Annotated in this window: 14 protein-coding genes; 11 read left to right on the plus strand and 3 right to left on the minus strand. The window is 40.9% G+C overall.

Going from position 1 to position 14,826, the window contains the following annotated elements; translation table 11 throughout:
* The first annotated feature begins 15 nt into the window (after window positions 1-15).
* The 6 genes from IV73_RS06095 (at window position 16) to IV73_RS06635 (ending at window position 5,163) form a co-directional block, all read left to right on the plus strand.
* A complete protein-coding gene (locus tag IV73_RS06095; RefSeq protein ID WP_057756350.1) occupies window positions 16-273 on the plus strand; it encodes an RNA-binding S4 domain-containing protein in 258 nt (85 codons plus the stop codon).
* A gap of 124 nt (window positions 274-397) precedes the next feature.
* Window positions 398-781, plus strand: coding sequence for an FtsB family cell division protein (locus tag IV73_RS06100; RefSeq protein WP_057756354.1), 384 nt, complete (start codon window positions 398-400; stop codon window positions 779-781).
* 76 nt (window positions 782-857) lie between these two features.
* Window positions 858-1,847 carry a tRNA lysidine(34) synthetase TilS gene (gene tilS, locus IV73_RS06105; protein ID WP_162258970.1) on the plus strand — a complete coding sequence of 330 codons (990 nt, stop codon included), beginning with the start codon at window positions 858-860 and terminating at the stop codon, window positions 1,845-1,847.
* Between the two features lie 91 nt (window positions 1,848-1,938).
* Window positions 1,939-2,529: a hypoxanthine phosphoribosyltransferase gene (hpt, locus tag IV73_RS06110; RefSeq protein WP_057756389.1), complete on the plus strand. Its 591-nt coding sequence runs from the start codon at window positions 1,939-1,941 to the stop codon at window positions 2,527-2,529.
* 151 nt (window positions 2,530-2,680) lie between these two features.
* Window positions 2,681-4,753: an ATP-dependent zinc metalloprotease FtsH gene (gene ftsH, locus IV73_RS06115; protein ID WP_057756357.1), complete on the plus strand. Its 2,073-nt coding sequence runs from the start codon at window positions 2,681-2,683 to the stop codon at window positions 4,751-4,753.
* 179 nt (window positions 4,754-4,932) lie between these two features.
* On the plus strand, window positions 4,933-5,163 hold the full coding sequence (locus tag IV73_RS06635) for a hypothetical protein (RefSeq protein ID WP_157049557.1): 231 nt from the start codon (window positions 4,933-4,935) through the stop codon (window positions 5,161-5,163).
* A gap of 381 nt (window positions 5,164-5,544) precedes the next feature.
* On the opposite strand, the gene IV73_RS06120 is transcribed toward IV73_RS06635, so the two are convergent.
* The 3 genes from IV73_RS06120 to IV73_RS06130 form a co-directional block, all read right to left on the minus strand.
* Complete coding sequence (locus IV73_RS06120; RefSeq protein ID WP_057756360.1) at window positions 5,545-6,501, minus strand: nucleoside hydrolase; 957 nt, start codon at window positions 6,499-6,501, stop codon at window positions 5,545-5,547.
* Window positions 6,502-6,551: 50 nt separating this feature from the next.
* A complete protein-coding gene (gene rihC, locus IV73_RS06125; RefSeq protein ID WP_057756363.1) occupies window positions 6,552-7,493 on the minus strand; it encodes a ribonucleoside hydrolase RihC in 942 nt (313 codons plus the stop codon).
* A gap of 104 nt (window positions 7,494-7,597) precedes the next feature.
* On the minus strand, window positions 7,598-8,884 hold the full coding sequence (locus tag IV73_RS06130; protein ID WP_057756366.1) for a NupC/NupG family nucleoside CNT transporter: 1,287 nt from the start codon (window positions 8,882-8,884) through the stop codon (window positions 7,598-7,600).
* Between the two features lie 231 nt (window positions 8,885-9,115).
* Between IV73_RS06130 and rbsR the strand changes: the two genes are divergently transcribed.
* The 5 genes from rbsR (at window position 9,116) to lysS (ending at window position 14,540) form a co-directional block, all read left to right on the plus strand.
* On the plus strand, window positions 9,116-10,120 hold the full coding sequence (gene rbsR / locus IV73_RS06135) for a ribose utilization transcriptional repressor RbsR (protein ID WP_057756369.1): 1,005 nt from the start codon (window positions 9,116-9,118) through the stop codon (window positions 10,118-10,120).
* A 116-nt stretch (window positions 10,121-10,236) separates the two neighbouring features.
* Window positions 10,237-11,163 (plus strand): ribokinase, encoded by a 927-nt coding sequence (gene rbsK, locus IV73_RS06140; RefSeq protein ID WP_057756372.1) that lies wholly within the window; start codon window positions 10,237-10,239, stop codon window positions 11,161-11,163.
* 19 nt (window positions 11,164-11,182) lie between these two features.
* Complete coding sequence (gene rpiA / locus IV73_RS06145; protein WP_057756375.1) at window positions 11,183-11,857, plus strand: ribose-5-phosphate isomerase RpiA; 675 nt, start codon at window positions 11,183-11,185, stop codon at window positions 11,855-11,857.
* A 311-nt stretch (window positions 11,858-12,168) separates the two neighbouring features.
* On the plus strand, window positions 12,169-13,029 hold the full coding sequence (locus IV73_RS06150) for an Hsp33 family molecular chaperone HslO (protein WP_057756378.1): 861 nt from the start codon (window positions 12,169-12,171) through the stop codon (window positions 13,027-13,029).
* Window positions 13,030-13,055: 26 nt separating this feature from the next.
* Window positions 13,056-14,540 (plus strand): lysine--tRNA ligase, encoded by a 1,485-nt coding sequence (lysS, locus tag IV73_RS06155; RefSeq protein ID WP_057756381.1) that lies wholly within the window; start codon window positions 13,056-13,058, stop codon window positions 14,538-14,540.
* The last annotated feature ends 286 nt before the right edge of the window (window positions 14,541-14,826 follow it).

Here is a 14,826-nt window from a genome sequence, read left to right on the forward strand (position 1 = left end):
GAGTGAGGAATAAAAATGCGAATTGATAAATTTTTAAAAGTTTCACGCTTGATTAAACGGCGGACCGTTGCCAAAGAAATTGCTGATCAAGGGCGAATTACGATTAATGGTAAGGTGGCCAAGTCTTCTTCTGATGTGAAAGTCGGGGATGAGTTAGCGATTAAATTTGGAAATCGGATGATGGTGTTAGAAATTGAACGTATTATGGAAACAACCAAAAAAGATGATGCGGAACATATGTATCATATTTTACGAGAGGAAGATTTAAATTAGGTTGGATTGATTCAAGTTATAATAAATATTATGAATTTATTAAGGTCTCGGTGTATTAGTCGACTGATCTGCTTTTTTGTGACATGATAGCGGTATCAAAGGAGTAGTTTCAGGGGGCAAGAGCATGGCGCAAAACAAGCAAAAAAGTGGCAAAATTTATCCCATAGATTCAGCCGGTGCTGAATTTATACGCTATAATGCGCAGCGTCAGGCTCTGCATGTCCGTCGTGTCCGGCAATTGCACCAACGCATCATTTATGGAGTAATGTTGATTGTGGTTGTGGTAGCGACCATTACTGGAATTGGAAATTATTCGCAGATGCGTGCTGCGGAAGCACAAAGTATGAATTTAACACAACAAGTGCAAAAAGCGCAGGTTGATAATAAACAGTTAACAACGTTAAAAAATAATTTAAGTAATGAAGACTTTGCCGAACAGTATGTGCGACAACGGTATATGTATACTAAAGATGGCGAGATTGTGTTTAATCTACCTAGTAATCAGTAATTGCGTTAGAATAAAGGCTAAAACAGTAAATAGTTTTAGGCTTTTTTGTTTTAATATGAAAGTTGGAGCAGAAATCATGAAAAAGCAACAAATCCGGCGCCAGTTGATTCAAACGGTAAAAGAGCAACAATTATTTAGGGCCGATGAACACGTGGTGGTGGCTTTATCGGGTGGCTTTGATTCTTTGCATTTGGCGCAATGGTTGACAGAAGGCCATTTACCACAGGCCCTGCAACCGGTAGTTAGCGTAGTTTATATAAATCATCAACTGCGTGATGATGCTGCGGTTGAAGAAGCGTTTGTCGCCGATTGGTTACAACAGCATCGTACGCAATTCAAACAAGTTGCGATGTTAAAAATGGACTGGCCAGCGCAACCGGAGCATGGAGTGGAAGAACAGGCTCGGCAGCAACGTTATGTTTTGCTTAAGCAACAAGCTTTACAATGGGGAACGTCAATTATAGTCACAGCGCACCATCAAGATGATCAAGCGGAAACCATCTTATTTAAATTAGCGCGGGGCAGTCAATTGCAGCAATTAGGCGGTATGGCCGCGCGTCAGGTGATGCCTGACTTTGAAATTCGCCGTCCGTTTTTAACACTGAAGAAGACAGAGTTGCCATTATTAGTTGATATACCGATTGAAAACTATATTGTTGATAGTACTAATCAAGATACTAATTATGCTCGTAATTTAATCCGGCAAACCATTATGCCAGCTATAGGTCAGTTGAATCAAAATTTTGCCGAGAATATGGTGCGCAGTGCACAACAATTAACGGCATTAGAAGCGCTTGCCAAACCGGAAATCTTGGCTGCTGTTTTGCGCATCCAGGCTGGCACGTATGATTTTATGCAAGCAGATCAAACACAGACAAGTTTAGTGTTGCAAGCATGGTTGCAACAGCAAGGATGTTACCAAGTGAAACATCGACAGCTAACCCAGATTTGGCAGTTAATGCGTAATCAAAGTATCAATCGAGGAATGGTGCAATTAGCAAAACCATGGGTTGTTTATCGGCAGGACCATAAATTGATTCTAAAGCAGGATTCAGGCAAAAACTAATGTCTTAAAATGGTTGATTCGTGGTAAAATAATAATGTATATTTAAAAAATTAACATAACGCGAGAGGACTATTCAATGAGTGAATGGAAAATGGATAACGATATCGAACGTGTTCTGTATAGTCAAGCAGAAATTACGGAAGCGGCAGAGCGCGTTGGACATCAATTGGCACATGATTATGAAGGTAAAACACCCATTATTTTAGTCGTCTTAAAAGGTGCCGCATTATGGGCAGTCGATGTGATGCGTTATATGGAGTACACTGAAGTTGAATTTATTAACGTTTCAAGTTATAACGGTGGAATTTCAAGTTCAGGTGAGGTTTCATTAGTAACTGATATTCAAAGTGACGTGCAAGGTCGTGATATTATCATCATGGAAGATATTGTCGATACTGGCCGGTCATTGAAGTTTATGAAGCAGCTTTTAATGGATCGTGGCGCTAAGAGTGTTAAAACGGCGAGTCTATTAGATAAAAAAGAAGGCCGGGTTGTCTCCGAGGACGTTGAGTATATTGGTTTTGATGTGCCCAAAGCGTTTGTGGTCGGCTATGGACTGGATTATAGTGTTGATGGAAAAGAGCTTTACCGTAATTTGCCATATGTCGGTGTCTTAAAGAAATCAGTTTATGCACAAGAACACGTCGGGCTAGTAGATGATGCGATTACACCAACGCATTAAAATTAATGCAACATTTTCATGGCTAGCCGATGATGATGGGCAAAATGTTTGTTACATATTTATGCTGGCGTGAGTGAAATGATAAAGTGATTTAATATCAGTATGAAGTAGGAATATAGCTAAAATATATTCTTAAAAGGAGAGTAGAAGAATGAAAAATCGCCCTAGTGGTAATTTTGTTCGGCAAAGTTTATTCTACGTAATCATGTTGTTGGCTATTTTGGGACTTGTGTACTGGGTTATGGGGCCTCAAGATACTACAACAGTAAAGAAGGTTGATACTTCGACGTTTATAAAGCAGCTGGATGAGAAAAAAATTAAGTCAATTCAAGTTCAACCGGGGGCTGGCGTCTATGAGGTTAAGGGTGAATACCGCAAACCTCTTGAAGATAAAAAGCTAAAGGTTGATAACAATAGTGTCTTTGCCAAAGTCATGGGTAGTGCAGTGCCAAAAGTAACTAATTTTGAGGTGAGCGTTTTACCAAATGATTCATCAGTCAAGAGAATTAGTGATGCAGCGGCCAAAACGAATACTAAAATGACTACCAAGCCAGAAGATTCCAACGTTTGGGGTTCATTAGCTGTTAGTTTCTTGCCAATGATTATCATGCTAGGGTTCCTCTGGTTTATGATGAGTGGAATGAGCCAAGGTGGCCGTGGCGGAGCGAGCGGGATGATGAATATCGGTAAGTCGAAGGCTAAGCCGGCTGATCCCGCCGATAATAAAGTCCGGTTCGCCGATGTGGCTGGTGCCGAAGAAGAAAAGCAAGAATTGGTCGAAGTTGTTGAGTTCTTAAAGAGCCCAAGTAAGTTTACTAAGTTGGGTGCAAAGATCCCCAAAGGAGTTTTACTTGAGGGACCTCCTGGAACTGGTAAAACTTTGTTAGCACGTGCGGTTGCTGGTGAAGCCGGTGTGCCGTTTTTCTCAATTTCAGGATCAGATTTCGTTGAGATGTTTGTGGGAGTTGGGGCAAGTCGTGTTCGTGATTTGTTTGAAAATGCCAAAAAGTCCGCCCCTTCAATTATTTTCATTGATGAAATTGACGCCGTTGGTCGTCAACGTGGATCTGGAATGGGTGGCGGAAACGACGAACGTGAGCAGACCTTGAATCAAATGTTGATTGAGATGGATGGATTCTCAGGCAATGAGGGTGTCATTGTGATTGCGGCAACTAATCGTTCAGATGTCTTGGATCCAGCTTTGTTGCGTCCAGGTCGTTTCGACCGAAAGATTTTGGTTGGACAACCTGATGTCAAAGGACGTGAGGCCATCTTGAAAGTGCATTCTAAAGATAAGCCTTTAGCCCAAGATGTTGATTTGAAGGAAATTGCTAAACAGACTCCTGGCTTTGTGGGAGCTGATTTAGCTAATCTTTTGAATGAAGCAGCATTGTTAGCTGCGCGTCAAGGTAAAAAACAGATTGAAGCCGATGATGTGGATGAAGCCGAAGATCGGGTGATTGCTGGTCCGGCGAAGAAGGATCGCGTTGTTTCAGAGAAGGAACGTGAGACGGTTGCTTATCACGAAGCTGGGCACGCGATTGTGGGCTTGGTTTTGAATGAAGCCCGGGTCGTTCATAAGGTCACAATTGTTCCACGTGGTCGCGCCGGTGGTTATGCTATTATGTTGCCACGTGAGGATCAGATGTTGATGTCAAAGGATAACGCTGAAGATCAAATCGCTGGATTAATGGGTGGTCGTGCTGCCGAAATGGTCATCTTTAAGCAACAGTCATCTGGAGCTTCAAATGACTTTGAGCAGGCGACTAATATCGCTCGTGCGATGGTTACAGAGTACGGAATGTCTGATAAGGTTGGAATGGTGCAATTAGCCAAGAATGGTCAACCTTTGAATGGTCAATATGGTCAAGGTGCCAGTTATTCTGAGGATACAGCGCGCTTGATTGATCAAGAAGTGCGGCGATTGACAACAGAAGGTTATGCTAAAGCACATGATATTGTCGTGCAATATGCAGACAAGCATGCGGCGATCGCTAAGGCCCTTCTCGAGTATGAGACGTTGGACGAGAAGCAAATCCTAAGTTTGTATGAAACTGGTAAGATGCCTGAGAAATCTAATGATGGGAATGATGAAGTTACCCCAATGTCATACGAAGAAGCTAAAGAAGTGGCTAATAAGAAAGTTGCCCAAGCAGTTGAAGAACGTAAGGAAGAACACGTTCAATCAGATGTAAAGGTTGAAATCCTATATCCACGGAATTAAAAATTAATCGAAAAGAGTCGTTCATTGCCGAGCAATGGATGGCTCTTTTTATGTCCAGGAGTTTTTAAGCTGATGTGAGATTATAACGTTTCACGTGAAACAGTACGAAAGACCCTGAAGCAATTGGACAAAGATACTTATGTGCAAATTTTAAGGAGAAAAGGGGTCATCATGATTGATTGGAAATAATTTCGTTTCCCGTTAATTTAAATGATGAGCTACATCGAATTAGCTCGAGTGAGTTACAGCCCGAAAGCATTTTAGTTAAAGGAAGATTGGGGCTATTAACATCTATTTTTGAAGTTCATTTAGACAGATTGATGCATAAAAGCGTACGGTTACCCATGGTGGAAGGTGAATGTGACATTATGAACGGACTTCGATCAGTCTCACCATTACAGACGAATTAATGCAGTGTCGTTGTTTTATTATTTTGAGCACACTTGAGATATCGAAATTGATTATAAGATTAAGACTATAACGGTTGAAGCGGTGATGATTGAAAATATTTAAACGTACGGTAGTGATATTATGCTTAAAGTCCAAGCAGGTGACCAGTTTTGCAAGCGAGAATAACCTCCATCCGGGCTGCTAAAACGTTAGAGATTGAGATTAAGGTTGCGAATGCTATTGAATTGGAATTAGCGACAATGCAAAAATGACTGGTCAGCAAGTTTTAAGGAAGCGGATGTAAATTGGTTAAATGATTTTGTCTAGTTTGGTTGGAGAAAAAACAAAAAAGAAGGTTACCTCATGAGGTGACCTTCTTTTTTCACGTAAGATATGTTAATTTATTTCAAAACATCAAGCATAAATTCTTGGAAATCACGGACGAAGCGTTCAACGTCAACATCGACAGCAATTTTAGTCGTCGTCGGTTCATTGAGCCGTTCACGATCACCAATGGTCCGACCATAATCACCCGATTCTTGATCGTAGGTGACCCGGGTGTTCAAATCAATGGTCTGGACATAGTCAGGATCAATTGCGACAGCTACTGCTAAAGGATCATGCAAGGCAGCGCCGCGGTGATCAATATCAAGACGGTCGTAGGCATCAATGTAGTAGTCCATTAAATTGGCGTACAAGCGACCGGATTCAGTTCCTAATTCACGCCAAGCTTGCGTGTGTGCTTTAGTCATTAAGGTCCGTAAAGTCACATCTAAACCGACCATAGTTAAATTCTTTTGGTGAGTAAAAGCAAAATCAGCCGCTTCGGGGTCTTGATGAATATTGGCTTCAGTAAATGGAGTGACGTTTCCAGGTACAGTTAATGCTCCTCCCATCAAGGTGGTTTGTCCGATTAAGGTAGCAATTTCTGGATCGATTTGAATAGCAGCAGCTAAATTAGTTAAAGGTCCAGTTGGTAAATAAATTAAATGCTCGCCAAATTCATGGGCTGCATCAATTAAAAATTGAACCCCTGACTTGGTTTCAACCGTACGAGGAGCAATTGGTAATTCAATATTTCCTACGCCGTTATCGCCATGAATTGCCATTGAAATCGGCATTACATCGAAATGGTTAGTAGTTGATGAATGTGCCTCACCGACAAAAACGGGGACATCATCTGCGCCCAGTAAGTGGAGTAAATTTAACGAATTTTGAGCTGCAGTTTCAACTAACGTATTTCCATAAGAAGCAATAATTCCAATGAGATCTACGCGTGGATCTTCTACCGCTAAAGCTAAGGCCAAAGCATCGTCAATACCAGTGTCTAAATCTAAAATCATTTTTTTAATTGCCATGAAATTTCCCCTTTAATTAATTTGTCATTTCACCCGGTAATATGGACTAATTATTGCTGAGCCGCTTTAGCCGCATTCATTTTTGGAATCTCAGTTAAGAACCAGTCTTCAAACGCTTTGGCATCGATGTCGACGGCCACATGACTGTTCTTTTGGCCGTTGGACCACCGATCTTGGAAGTCAGAAATGGTTCCACCGACTGCGGGTCCCTCAGTAATTACATAAATCATGTGCTCTTCAACTGTAAAGAATTCAGGATGTAGTAGATATAGAATTGTATTAACATCGTGCATTGGCTTACCATCACCTTCGGCATCATTATAAGCCGTCATGACCCCAGAAATCATTGCGCCAACTTCACCCATCTTGGCAATGTCTTTAATTGATTGATTTGAGAGTAAAGCTTTCAAAGTTACATCTAAACCAATCATTGTGATATCTAATCCACTTTGGAAGATAATGTTAGCGGCGTCAGGATCAGTAAAGACGTTAAATTCGGCTACTGATGAAACGTTTCCGCCTGATAATGACCCACCCATTAAGATTAAACGCTTAATTTTTGGTTTAACTTCAGGATGTTGTTGTAAGAGGAGGGCGATGTTGGTGTAAGCGCCCGTTGCCACAATCGTCATAGCCTGATCAGCATTATCTAAGACTTCCACCATAGCTTCAATTGCATCTTTATCAATAGGTTGGTGGGTGAGTGCTGGAAAATCATAACCAGGCATTCCTGACTCCCCGTGAATATATGAAGCATCTTTGAATTCGCGTTTCAAAGGTGCTTTAGCTCCCATGGCAACTGGAATATCGGTTCGACCAAAGAATTCTTCGAGCTTCAAGAGGTTAGCTGTGGTTTTTTCGACACTGACATTTCCTGCAACCCCAGTTAATAGTTTGAGGTCAAATTCAGAGTGGGTTAAGGCAATTGATAGAGCGACCGCATCGTCAATCCCGGGGTCCATATCTAAGATAAGTGCTTCTTTTTCAGTCATGATATAATTCCTTTCGATATTATGCATATTTAGAGTGAATTTTGAAAAAAATTGAAATAAAAAGAGGCAGGAGTACGCTTCCAAACCTCTTTAAATAATCTAGATTACCAAGCAAACAACCCAGCCATTCCGGCAGAAAGCAATGAAACCAAGATTCCTGAGATCAGCATCAAAGGTACATTTTTAGAAATTAAATTAACCTTTTCATTTGAAACCAAGCCCTTGAAGGCTCCAATAATCATTCCTACCGTTCCAAAGTTGGCAAATGAAGTCACGAAGACAGTCAAGACAGCGATGGCATGCTTGTTAGCAAACAACCCAGTTCCGGCCATGACGCTCTTTGAAACTTCACCCATAACAACGAATTCGTTTGTAACTAACTTCGTTCCCATGTATTGCGCGATTTGGAAAGCGTCTTGTGGGTTGAAACCAAGTAACCAAGCGAATGGGAACATGATTACTCCGAAAATATTTTCCAATGAAAGCCACTTCAAACCGGTCAACAAGAAGACTTGGTCAATCAAATTAGCCAAAGCCACGAAGGCCATAACTGAGGCGGCAATGATCAAAATCAACTTTCCAGCGCCCAAAATTGAGTCTCCCAAGAATGAGAAGAAAGGTTCTTTCTTAGGACGTTCCATCTTAACGCTACCGTCAGCTTGTTGAACTTCAACGGGTTCGTTCACTTCGACGATAATGTCGTCTTTCGCATCAACGACAACTGGATTTAAGATTGCCGTAATAATGATGGCTCCTAAGATGTTCAAAGGAATCGCCGTCAAAACGTATTGTCCAGGCATCATTTGCGTGTATGCTCCGATGATTGAAGCAGTAACACAGCTCATTGACATCAAAGCGATTGTTAAGTTGCGTTCTTCGTTCATTTGAGTTAATTGACCCTTAGAAACAGCTAAAACTTCTGTGTTTCCAAGGAACATCATTTCAATGGAGAAGAAAGCTTCAAAACGTGGTTGACCAGTAATGAATGAAAGACCTTTACCAATCCATTTAACCAACCAAGGCAAGAAGCCGATGTAAGTTAAGATGTCAAACAAAGGTACGACCAAAAGAATTGGCATCAAGGCCGAGGTAACGAAATTCATATTACCATCAAGGGTTCCGCCGGCGCCTGGAATTGTCTTTGAGACGAAATCAGGAAGCGCAAAGGCAATTCCTTTGTATGAGGTTGCCACAAGCCAATTAAAGCCATCGGCAGCGGCTACGACAGCTTGACGTCCAGCGCTGAAGTTGACGAAGAACCAAGCTAAGAATAATTGCAAGGCCGTTACAATTCCAACGGACTTCCATTGAATATGCTTTCGATTACGAGAGAAGAGGTAAGCGACTCCAATCGTAACGAAAATTCCGACGATGTTAATAAGTAAATACATGATCGAATCCTTTCGAGAATACAGATGAGAAACAAAAAAATACCAATAACGTTAAATCGTTTAACTGAAACAAAGAATACACTAATTAAAGTCCGAATGCAACCGCTTTCAGACAATATTATTCATTTCTTTTAAACCATAAAAGTTATTATGTATTATACTATATTTATGATAAAAAAACGGTTACATTTAAGTTATATTTAAGGAGCCGACGATAAGGATGTTAAAAGTATGAAGAAAGCTTCGATTAAGGATGTTGCTAAACTAGCCGGGGTCTCAATTGCAACCGTGTCACAAGTTATTAATAATAAACAAGAACGCTTTTCTGAAGAAACAATTCATAAAGTGATGGACGCTCGAGATGAGCTAGGTTATGTTGCCAATGTGGCAGCCAAAGAATTAAAAGGCTCAAAAAGTCCGCTGATTGGGGTCATTATCCCTTCTTTTCGACTGCCTTTTTTTGCGGATCTAATTCAAAGCATGCAAATGCACGTACCAGAGCACATCGATTTGGTCTTCATGGGCGCGACAGATGAAAATTTGGAGAAATCGATTTATGCATTAGTTGATCGTGGTGTTGATGCGTTGATTTTTGGACGTCCCATCCCCAAACATGCAGCTGTAAGTCAGTTTCTAAATAAATGTGGGATCCCATTCCTTTCATTAGATCAAAGTGTCGATTTAGGCGCTAAAGATCGCGTGATGGTGCAAGAAAAGCAAGGCGGTCATTTATCTGCTGAACATTTAGTAGCTTTGGGTCATAAAAAAATTGCGTTATTAATGGCTGATACGATGACTGATAATATGCATCAACGAGAACGTGGCTTTGTAGAAACATTAACGCAACATCATTTAAAACCAGTGGCGCGCTTACAAACAGCCTTGTCAAAGCATGGTGGTTTAGATGTGGCCGATGCCGTGATAGCAAGTGGGGCCACGGCTGTTTTTGCTTTAAATGATGAAATTGCAATTGGATTAATACGTGGCTTATATAATCAAGGGGTCCGGGTGCCAGCGGACATTTCAGTGGTGGGCTATGATGATACCGATTATGCTGAATTTACCGTGCCGGCTTTAACGACGGTGCGACAACCTGTGCAACAAATTGGAATTGCCGCCTTAAATTTGATTATTAAACGATTAGAAAATTTGAATCGACCACAACAGATGAATATGTTAGATTTACAATTGATTGAACGTGAATCAACAGGACCAGCCCCTGGGGATAGAGCTTAATTTTGTATAAGTGAAGATTGACAAGTGGTGGTAAAATTAATAAGATATCCTTGAGTTAAGTAAAACGTTTTACCGAAAAGTAAATACACGTTTTAGAGATTATAAGGGGATGTTACATGCAAAAAGTTGTGGTGATTGGAAGTCTAAATATTGATGTCGCTTTGATGCTTGATCATTTACCAGCGCAGGGGGCAACGATTGCGGTGCAAGATGAAGCAGAAAATTTTGGTGGTAAAGGCGCTAACCAAGCAGTGGCGGCTTCCCGGCAAGGTGCCGAAGTTACGTTTATTGGTGCCGTTGGGGCTGATGAACGAGGAAAAGCTTTTAAAACGTTGTTAGCAGATGAGGGAATTGACACTCAATATATCTATACTAAGGAGCAACAACCAACTGGCTCAGCAACAATTTTACTAGAAGCTGACGGGCATAATACCATCATGGTGCATGGTGGTGCTAATATGGCTTTGACGGTGGATGATGTGCAAGCGGCTAAACTGGCTTTGATGGAAGCCGATGTGGTAGTGGCCCAATTAGAAGTGCCAAGTGCAGTGGTTACGGCTGGTTTTGAGATTGCGCAAGCGTATGGTGCTACGACTATTTTAAATCCCGCTCCGGTAACAGCGACATTAGACACGGCTTTGTTGGCAGCGACAGACGTGATAGTGCCAAACGAAACGGAAGCGGCGGCCCTGGCTGGGGACAATCCAACCACTGATGTTGTACTTTTAGAAGCAACGATTGTTGAGCGTTTGCAGAGCCAAGGTGTGAAGAATTTAATTATCACTTTGGGTGGCGATGGGGTATACTATAGCGTAGCTGGACAGCACGGGACAGCGCCCATTTTTAAAGTCAAAGCGATTGATACAACGGCCGCTGGTGATACTTTTATTGGAACTTTGGCAGCAAATTGGAAAACAAAGGGCGATCTTCAAACGATGGTCCGGCGTAGTTGTAAGGCAAGTTCTTTAGCGGTATCACGCTCAGGTGCGATTGCTTCCATTCCAACGAAGGATGAAGTCGATGCTGGACTAGCAACTGAATAAATTTAATGGAGATGAAAAGATGAACGCACAAGATTTAAATAAAAAGAAAGCCGCTGAATTTGCGACAAAATATATTGAAGCCGGAATGACCGTGGGACTTGGAACAGGTTCCACAGTGGCCTTTTTCTTAGATGCTTTAGCAGAAAAGAACATTGAATTTACCGGTGTCACGACGTCGAACCGCACGGCAGCACGTGGGGCTGAATTGGGCTTGAAGATTGTCGATGTTGATGAAGTTGATCATATCGACGTTACAGTGGATGGTGCAGACCAAGTTGATACCTATTTGAATGGAATCAAAGGTGGAGGAGCTGCCCTGTTGATGGAAAAGATTGTGGCTAAAAATTCAAATAAAAACATCTGGATTGTCGATGAAAGTAAAGTTAAACCAACTTTGGGAACCTTCCCCTTGCCAGTTGAAGTTGTCCCTTATGGAAGTGGTCAATTAGAACGTAAATTGGCAGCGAAGGGCTTGAACCCAACCTTTCGGATGACAGATGCCGGAGAAAAATTAGTGACTGATGGTGGACACTACATTTTGGATTTGCATTTGAATGGCATTGATAGCCCAGAATTGTTGTCACAATTCCTATCAAATGAAATTGGTGTTGTAGAACATGGATTGTTCTTGAATACTGCTGATACAGTGATTGTTGGTGGGGATGAAATCCAAGTTTTGGATCGGCAGCACTAATTTTTTAAAGTGATTTTGAGCGGTTTTGGAAATGAGATTCAAGGCCGTTTTTTATTAAATATTTACAATGAAAATTTAAAAAACTTTTATGCAAATTTACGATGATTAAATTTGGTTTATAAAAGGCTTAGTTGATTGTTGAGATGTTATGGCTAAAGGGTGATTGGATTTCTTGTGATATTTAGATTTATTAGACTAATGTGGTTTAGTACACATTAGTTTTTTTATTGCGCAAGATTGTTAGGTAACGGTCCGTTCCCTTAAAATGTATGTTAAAATTACTAAATAAAATAAAGAATGAGGTGAAAGAAATGGCTGATACAATTGTACGTGCTGTAACAAAAGATAGTAACTTTCGCGCAATTGCCATGGATGGGACTCAGATGCTACAAAAGGCATCAAAATTTCACCAAGCAACACCTTTAGGGGTGGAGATTTTAGGTAAGGCTTTAATTAGCTCGTTGTTAGTGGCTAATGCTGTTTTAAAAGGTGAAGAACGATTAGCAGTTACGTTAGATGGGCAAGGACCTGCGGGTAAAATTGTAATTGAAGCGAGTGCTACGGGATTAGTTCGGGGTTATGTCGCTAATCCTCAAGTTTTAGCGGATAGTGTTCCTGCTGGAGTGGGAACTGATGGCTTTTTGCAAATCACGAAGGAAATGGATGAAGAAAGTAAGCCTTTTACTAGTTCGGTTCAATTAGCGAATGGTCGGATTGACGATGACTTTACATATTACATGCTCACATCAGAGCAAATTCCGTCTGTGGTCATGGCGCGTGTTAAGATTGATGCGGATGGTCAAGTAGAAGCAGCAGGTGGAGTAATTGTTTCAGCCTTGCCTGACGTCAAAGAAGATGCACTTAAGCAATTTTATGCGGCAGTAGATCAAATGCCAGATATTGCGGACTTGCTTATGAAAAACCATGCGCCGTTAGATTTGTTGAGCCCATTGTTTGGGGTAGGTCAAGTTAAGCAGCTCTCAATTGAAGAGGTCAACTTATACCCAGACATTACTAAATCAGACTATGCTCGCATGTTGGGAACCTTGCAAGTTAGTCAGTTGCAAGAAATGATTGATGATGATCAAGGGGCTGAAATTGTTGATCGTTTTACGGGTAATAAAATCCAATTTAGTACAGCAGAACTACAAAGTATTTTGGAACAGCAATAATTAAACTGAAAATAAAGGAAGAGAAGATGGCAGGACAAGAAATATCATTAAATGATCAAATGATTGCACGACGCGAAAAAATGCAAGAATTGCGCGATAACGGGGTTGATCCGTTTGGACATCGTTTTGAAGCAAGTCACCATGCGGCAGATCTACATACTAGTTATGATCATCAAACTGCGGAAGATTTAGAGGCTACACCCGTTCAAGTAACGATTGCTGGACGGATGATGACTAAACGACGGTCAGGGAAAATTACATTTGCTAATATTAATGATCGGACAGGATCAATCCAAATTTTTGTGCAAAAGCCCGTGGTTGGCGAAGAAGCGTATGAATTATTAAAAAAGGCAGATTTAGGTGACTTGCTTGGTTTTTCAGGGACAGTGATGAAGACCAAGGCCGGTGAATTGTCAGTGAATGTTGAAGCTATTACACATTTATCAAAAGCACTGCGCCCACTTCCAGATAAATTTCATGGTTTGAGTGATGTTGAGACGCGTTATCGTAAGCGTTATTTGGATTTGATTTCAAATGATGAATCATTCAAACGATTTGAACAACGCTCCAAAATTATTACGGCTATCCGTAGTTATATGGATGGGGATGGCTTTATTGAAGTCGAGACGCCAATTTTGCAAAACGCTGCTGGAGGTGCTGCTGCACGTCCATTCGTGACTCATCATAATGCATTAGACATTGACATGTATCTTCGGATTGCTTTGGAACTTCATTTGAAGCGCCTTATTGTAGGTGGTATGGAAAAAGTATATGAAATTGGACGCGTTTTCCGAAATGAGGGGATGGATCCAAAACATAACCCTGAATTTACTGTCATGGAAACCTATGCGGCATATTGGGATTTTAATGATGTTATGGTGGAGACGGAAAATATTGTTAAAGCAGCAGCTGCCGTAGTATCTCCTGATTTAAAGGTTACTTATCAAGGAACAGATTTAGATTTGGGTAAGCCGTTTGCTCGTAAGCACATGGTTGATTTAATTAAAGAAAAGACGGGGATTGATTTTTGGCAACCAATGGATTTGGCCGCGGCTAAGCAATTGGCAGCTGAGAATAATATTGAAGTTCAAACATTTTGGACGGTGGGTCACATTATCAATGCCTTCTTTGAAGAATTCGTGGAAAATACATTAATTCAACCTACATTTGTGTATGGTCACCCCGTAGAAGTATCACCCTTAGCTAAGAAGAATGCTGATGATGCACGCTTTACTGATCGTTTTGAATTATTCATTATGGGCGGCGAATATGCAAATGCCTTTACTGAATTAAATGACCCAATTGATCAACGCGAGCGTTTTGAGGCGCAAGCAGCGGAAGCAGCTAATGGTAATGATGAAGCTGAGGGAATTGATGAAGACTTCATTGAGGCTTTAGAATATGGAATGCCACCAACTGGCGGACTTGGAGTTGGAATTGATCGGTTAGTAATGTTATTAACGGATACAGATACCATTCGTGATATTTTGTTATTTCCAACAATGCGTTAAAAATTTGTAAAAAGCGTCAGGCTAAGATTTGCTTAGCTTGACGCTTTTTTGATGATTTAAAATTAATGAAGTGAGAAACGCTGAAGGTTTGATAGCTTGTAGACGCAATTGGTCACGGGGTGAGCGTTAATGTTCGTAAAAATAAATATAAATTAGGAGTTGACGAACATTCGGGCATGTTGTATATTAATTAAGTTGATTGCGAGCGAAAAGTTCTTGATTGATAAATTAAAAAATATTGAGGGTTGACTTCTGGTTAGCTACTTGGTATTATATAAAAGTTGTC

It is taken from the genome of Weissella kandleri, assembly GCF_001438705.1.
GTDB lineage: Bacteria > Bacillota > Bacilli > Lactobacillales > Lactobacillaceae > Weissella > Weissella kandleri.

What these genes read in the sequence shown, in the direction of transcription:
- IV73_RS06095 (WP_057756350.1), top strand. Translation starts at nt 16, where the DNA reads ATGCGAATTGATAAATTTTTAAAAGTTTCACGCTTGATTAAACGGCGG.
- IV73_RS06100 (WP_057756354.1), top strand. Translation starts at nt 398, where the DNA reads ATGGCGCAAAACAAGCAAAAAAGTGGCAAAATTTATCCCATAGATTCA.
- tilS (WP_162258970.1), top strand. Translation starts at nt 858, where the DNA reads ATGAAAAAGCAACAAATCCGGCGCCAGTTGATTCAAACGGTAAAAGAG.
- hpt (WP_057756389.1), top strand. Translation starts at nt 1,939, where the DNA reads ATGGATAACGATATCGAACGTGTTCTGTATAGTCAAGCAGAAATTACG.
- ftsH (WP_057756357.1), top strand. Translation starts at nt 2,681, where the DNA reads ATGAAAAATCGCCCTAGTGGTAATTTTGTTCGGCAAAGTTTATTCTAC.
- IV73_RS06120 (WP_057756360.1), bottom strand. Translation starts at nt 6,501, where the DNA reads ATGGCAATTAAAAAAATGATTTTAGATTTAGACACTGGTATTGACGAT.
- rihC (WP_057756363.1), bottom strand. Translation starts at nt 7,493, where the DNA reads ATGACTGAAAAAGAAGCACTTATCTTAGATATGGACCCCGGGATTGAC.
- IV73_RS06130 (WP_057756366.1), bottom strand. Translation starts at nt 8,884, where the DNA reads ATGTATTTACTTATTAACATCGTCGGAATTTTCGTTACGATTGGAGTC.
- rbsR (WP_057756369.1), top strand. Translation starts at nt 9,116, where the DNA reads ATGAAGAAAGCTTCGATTAAGGATGTTGCTAAACTAGCCGGGGTCTCA.
- rbsK (WP_057756372.1), top strand. Translation starts at nt 10,237, where the DNA reads ATGCAAAAAGTTGTGGTGATTGGAAGTCTAAATATTGATGTCGCTTTG.
- rpiA (WP_057756375.1), top strand. Translation starts at nt 11,183, where the DNA reads ATGAACGCACAAGATTTAAATAAAAAGAAAGCCGCTGAATTTGCGACA.
- IV73_RS06150 (WP_057756378.1), top strand. Translation starts at nt 12,169, where the DNA reads ATGGCTGATACAATTGTACGTGCTGTAACAAAAGATAGTAACTTTCGC.
- lysS (WP_057756381.1), top strand. Translation starts at nt 13,056, where the DNA reads ATGGCAGGACAAGAAATATCATTAAATGATCAAATGATTGCACGACGC.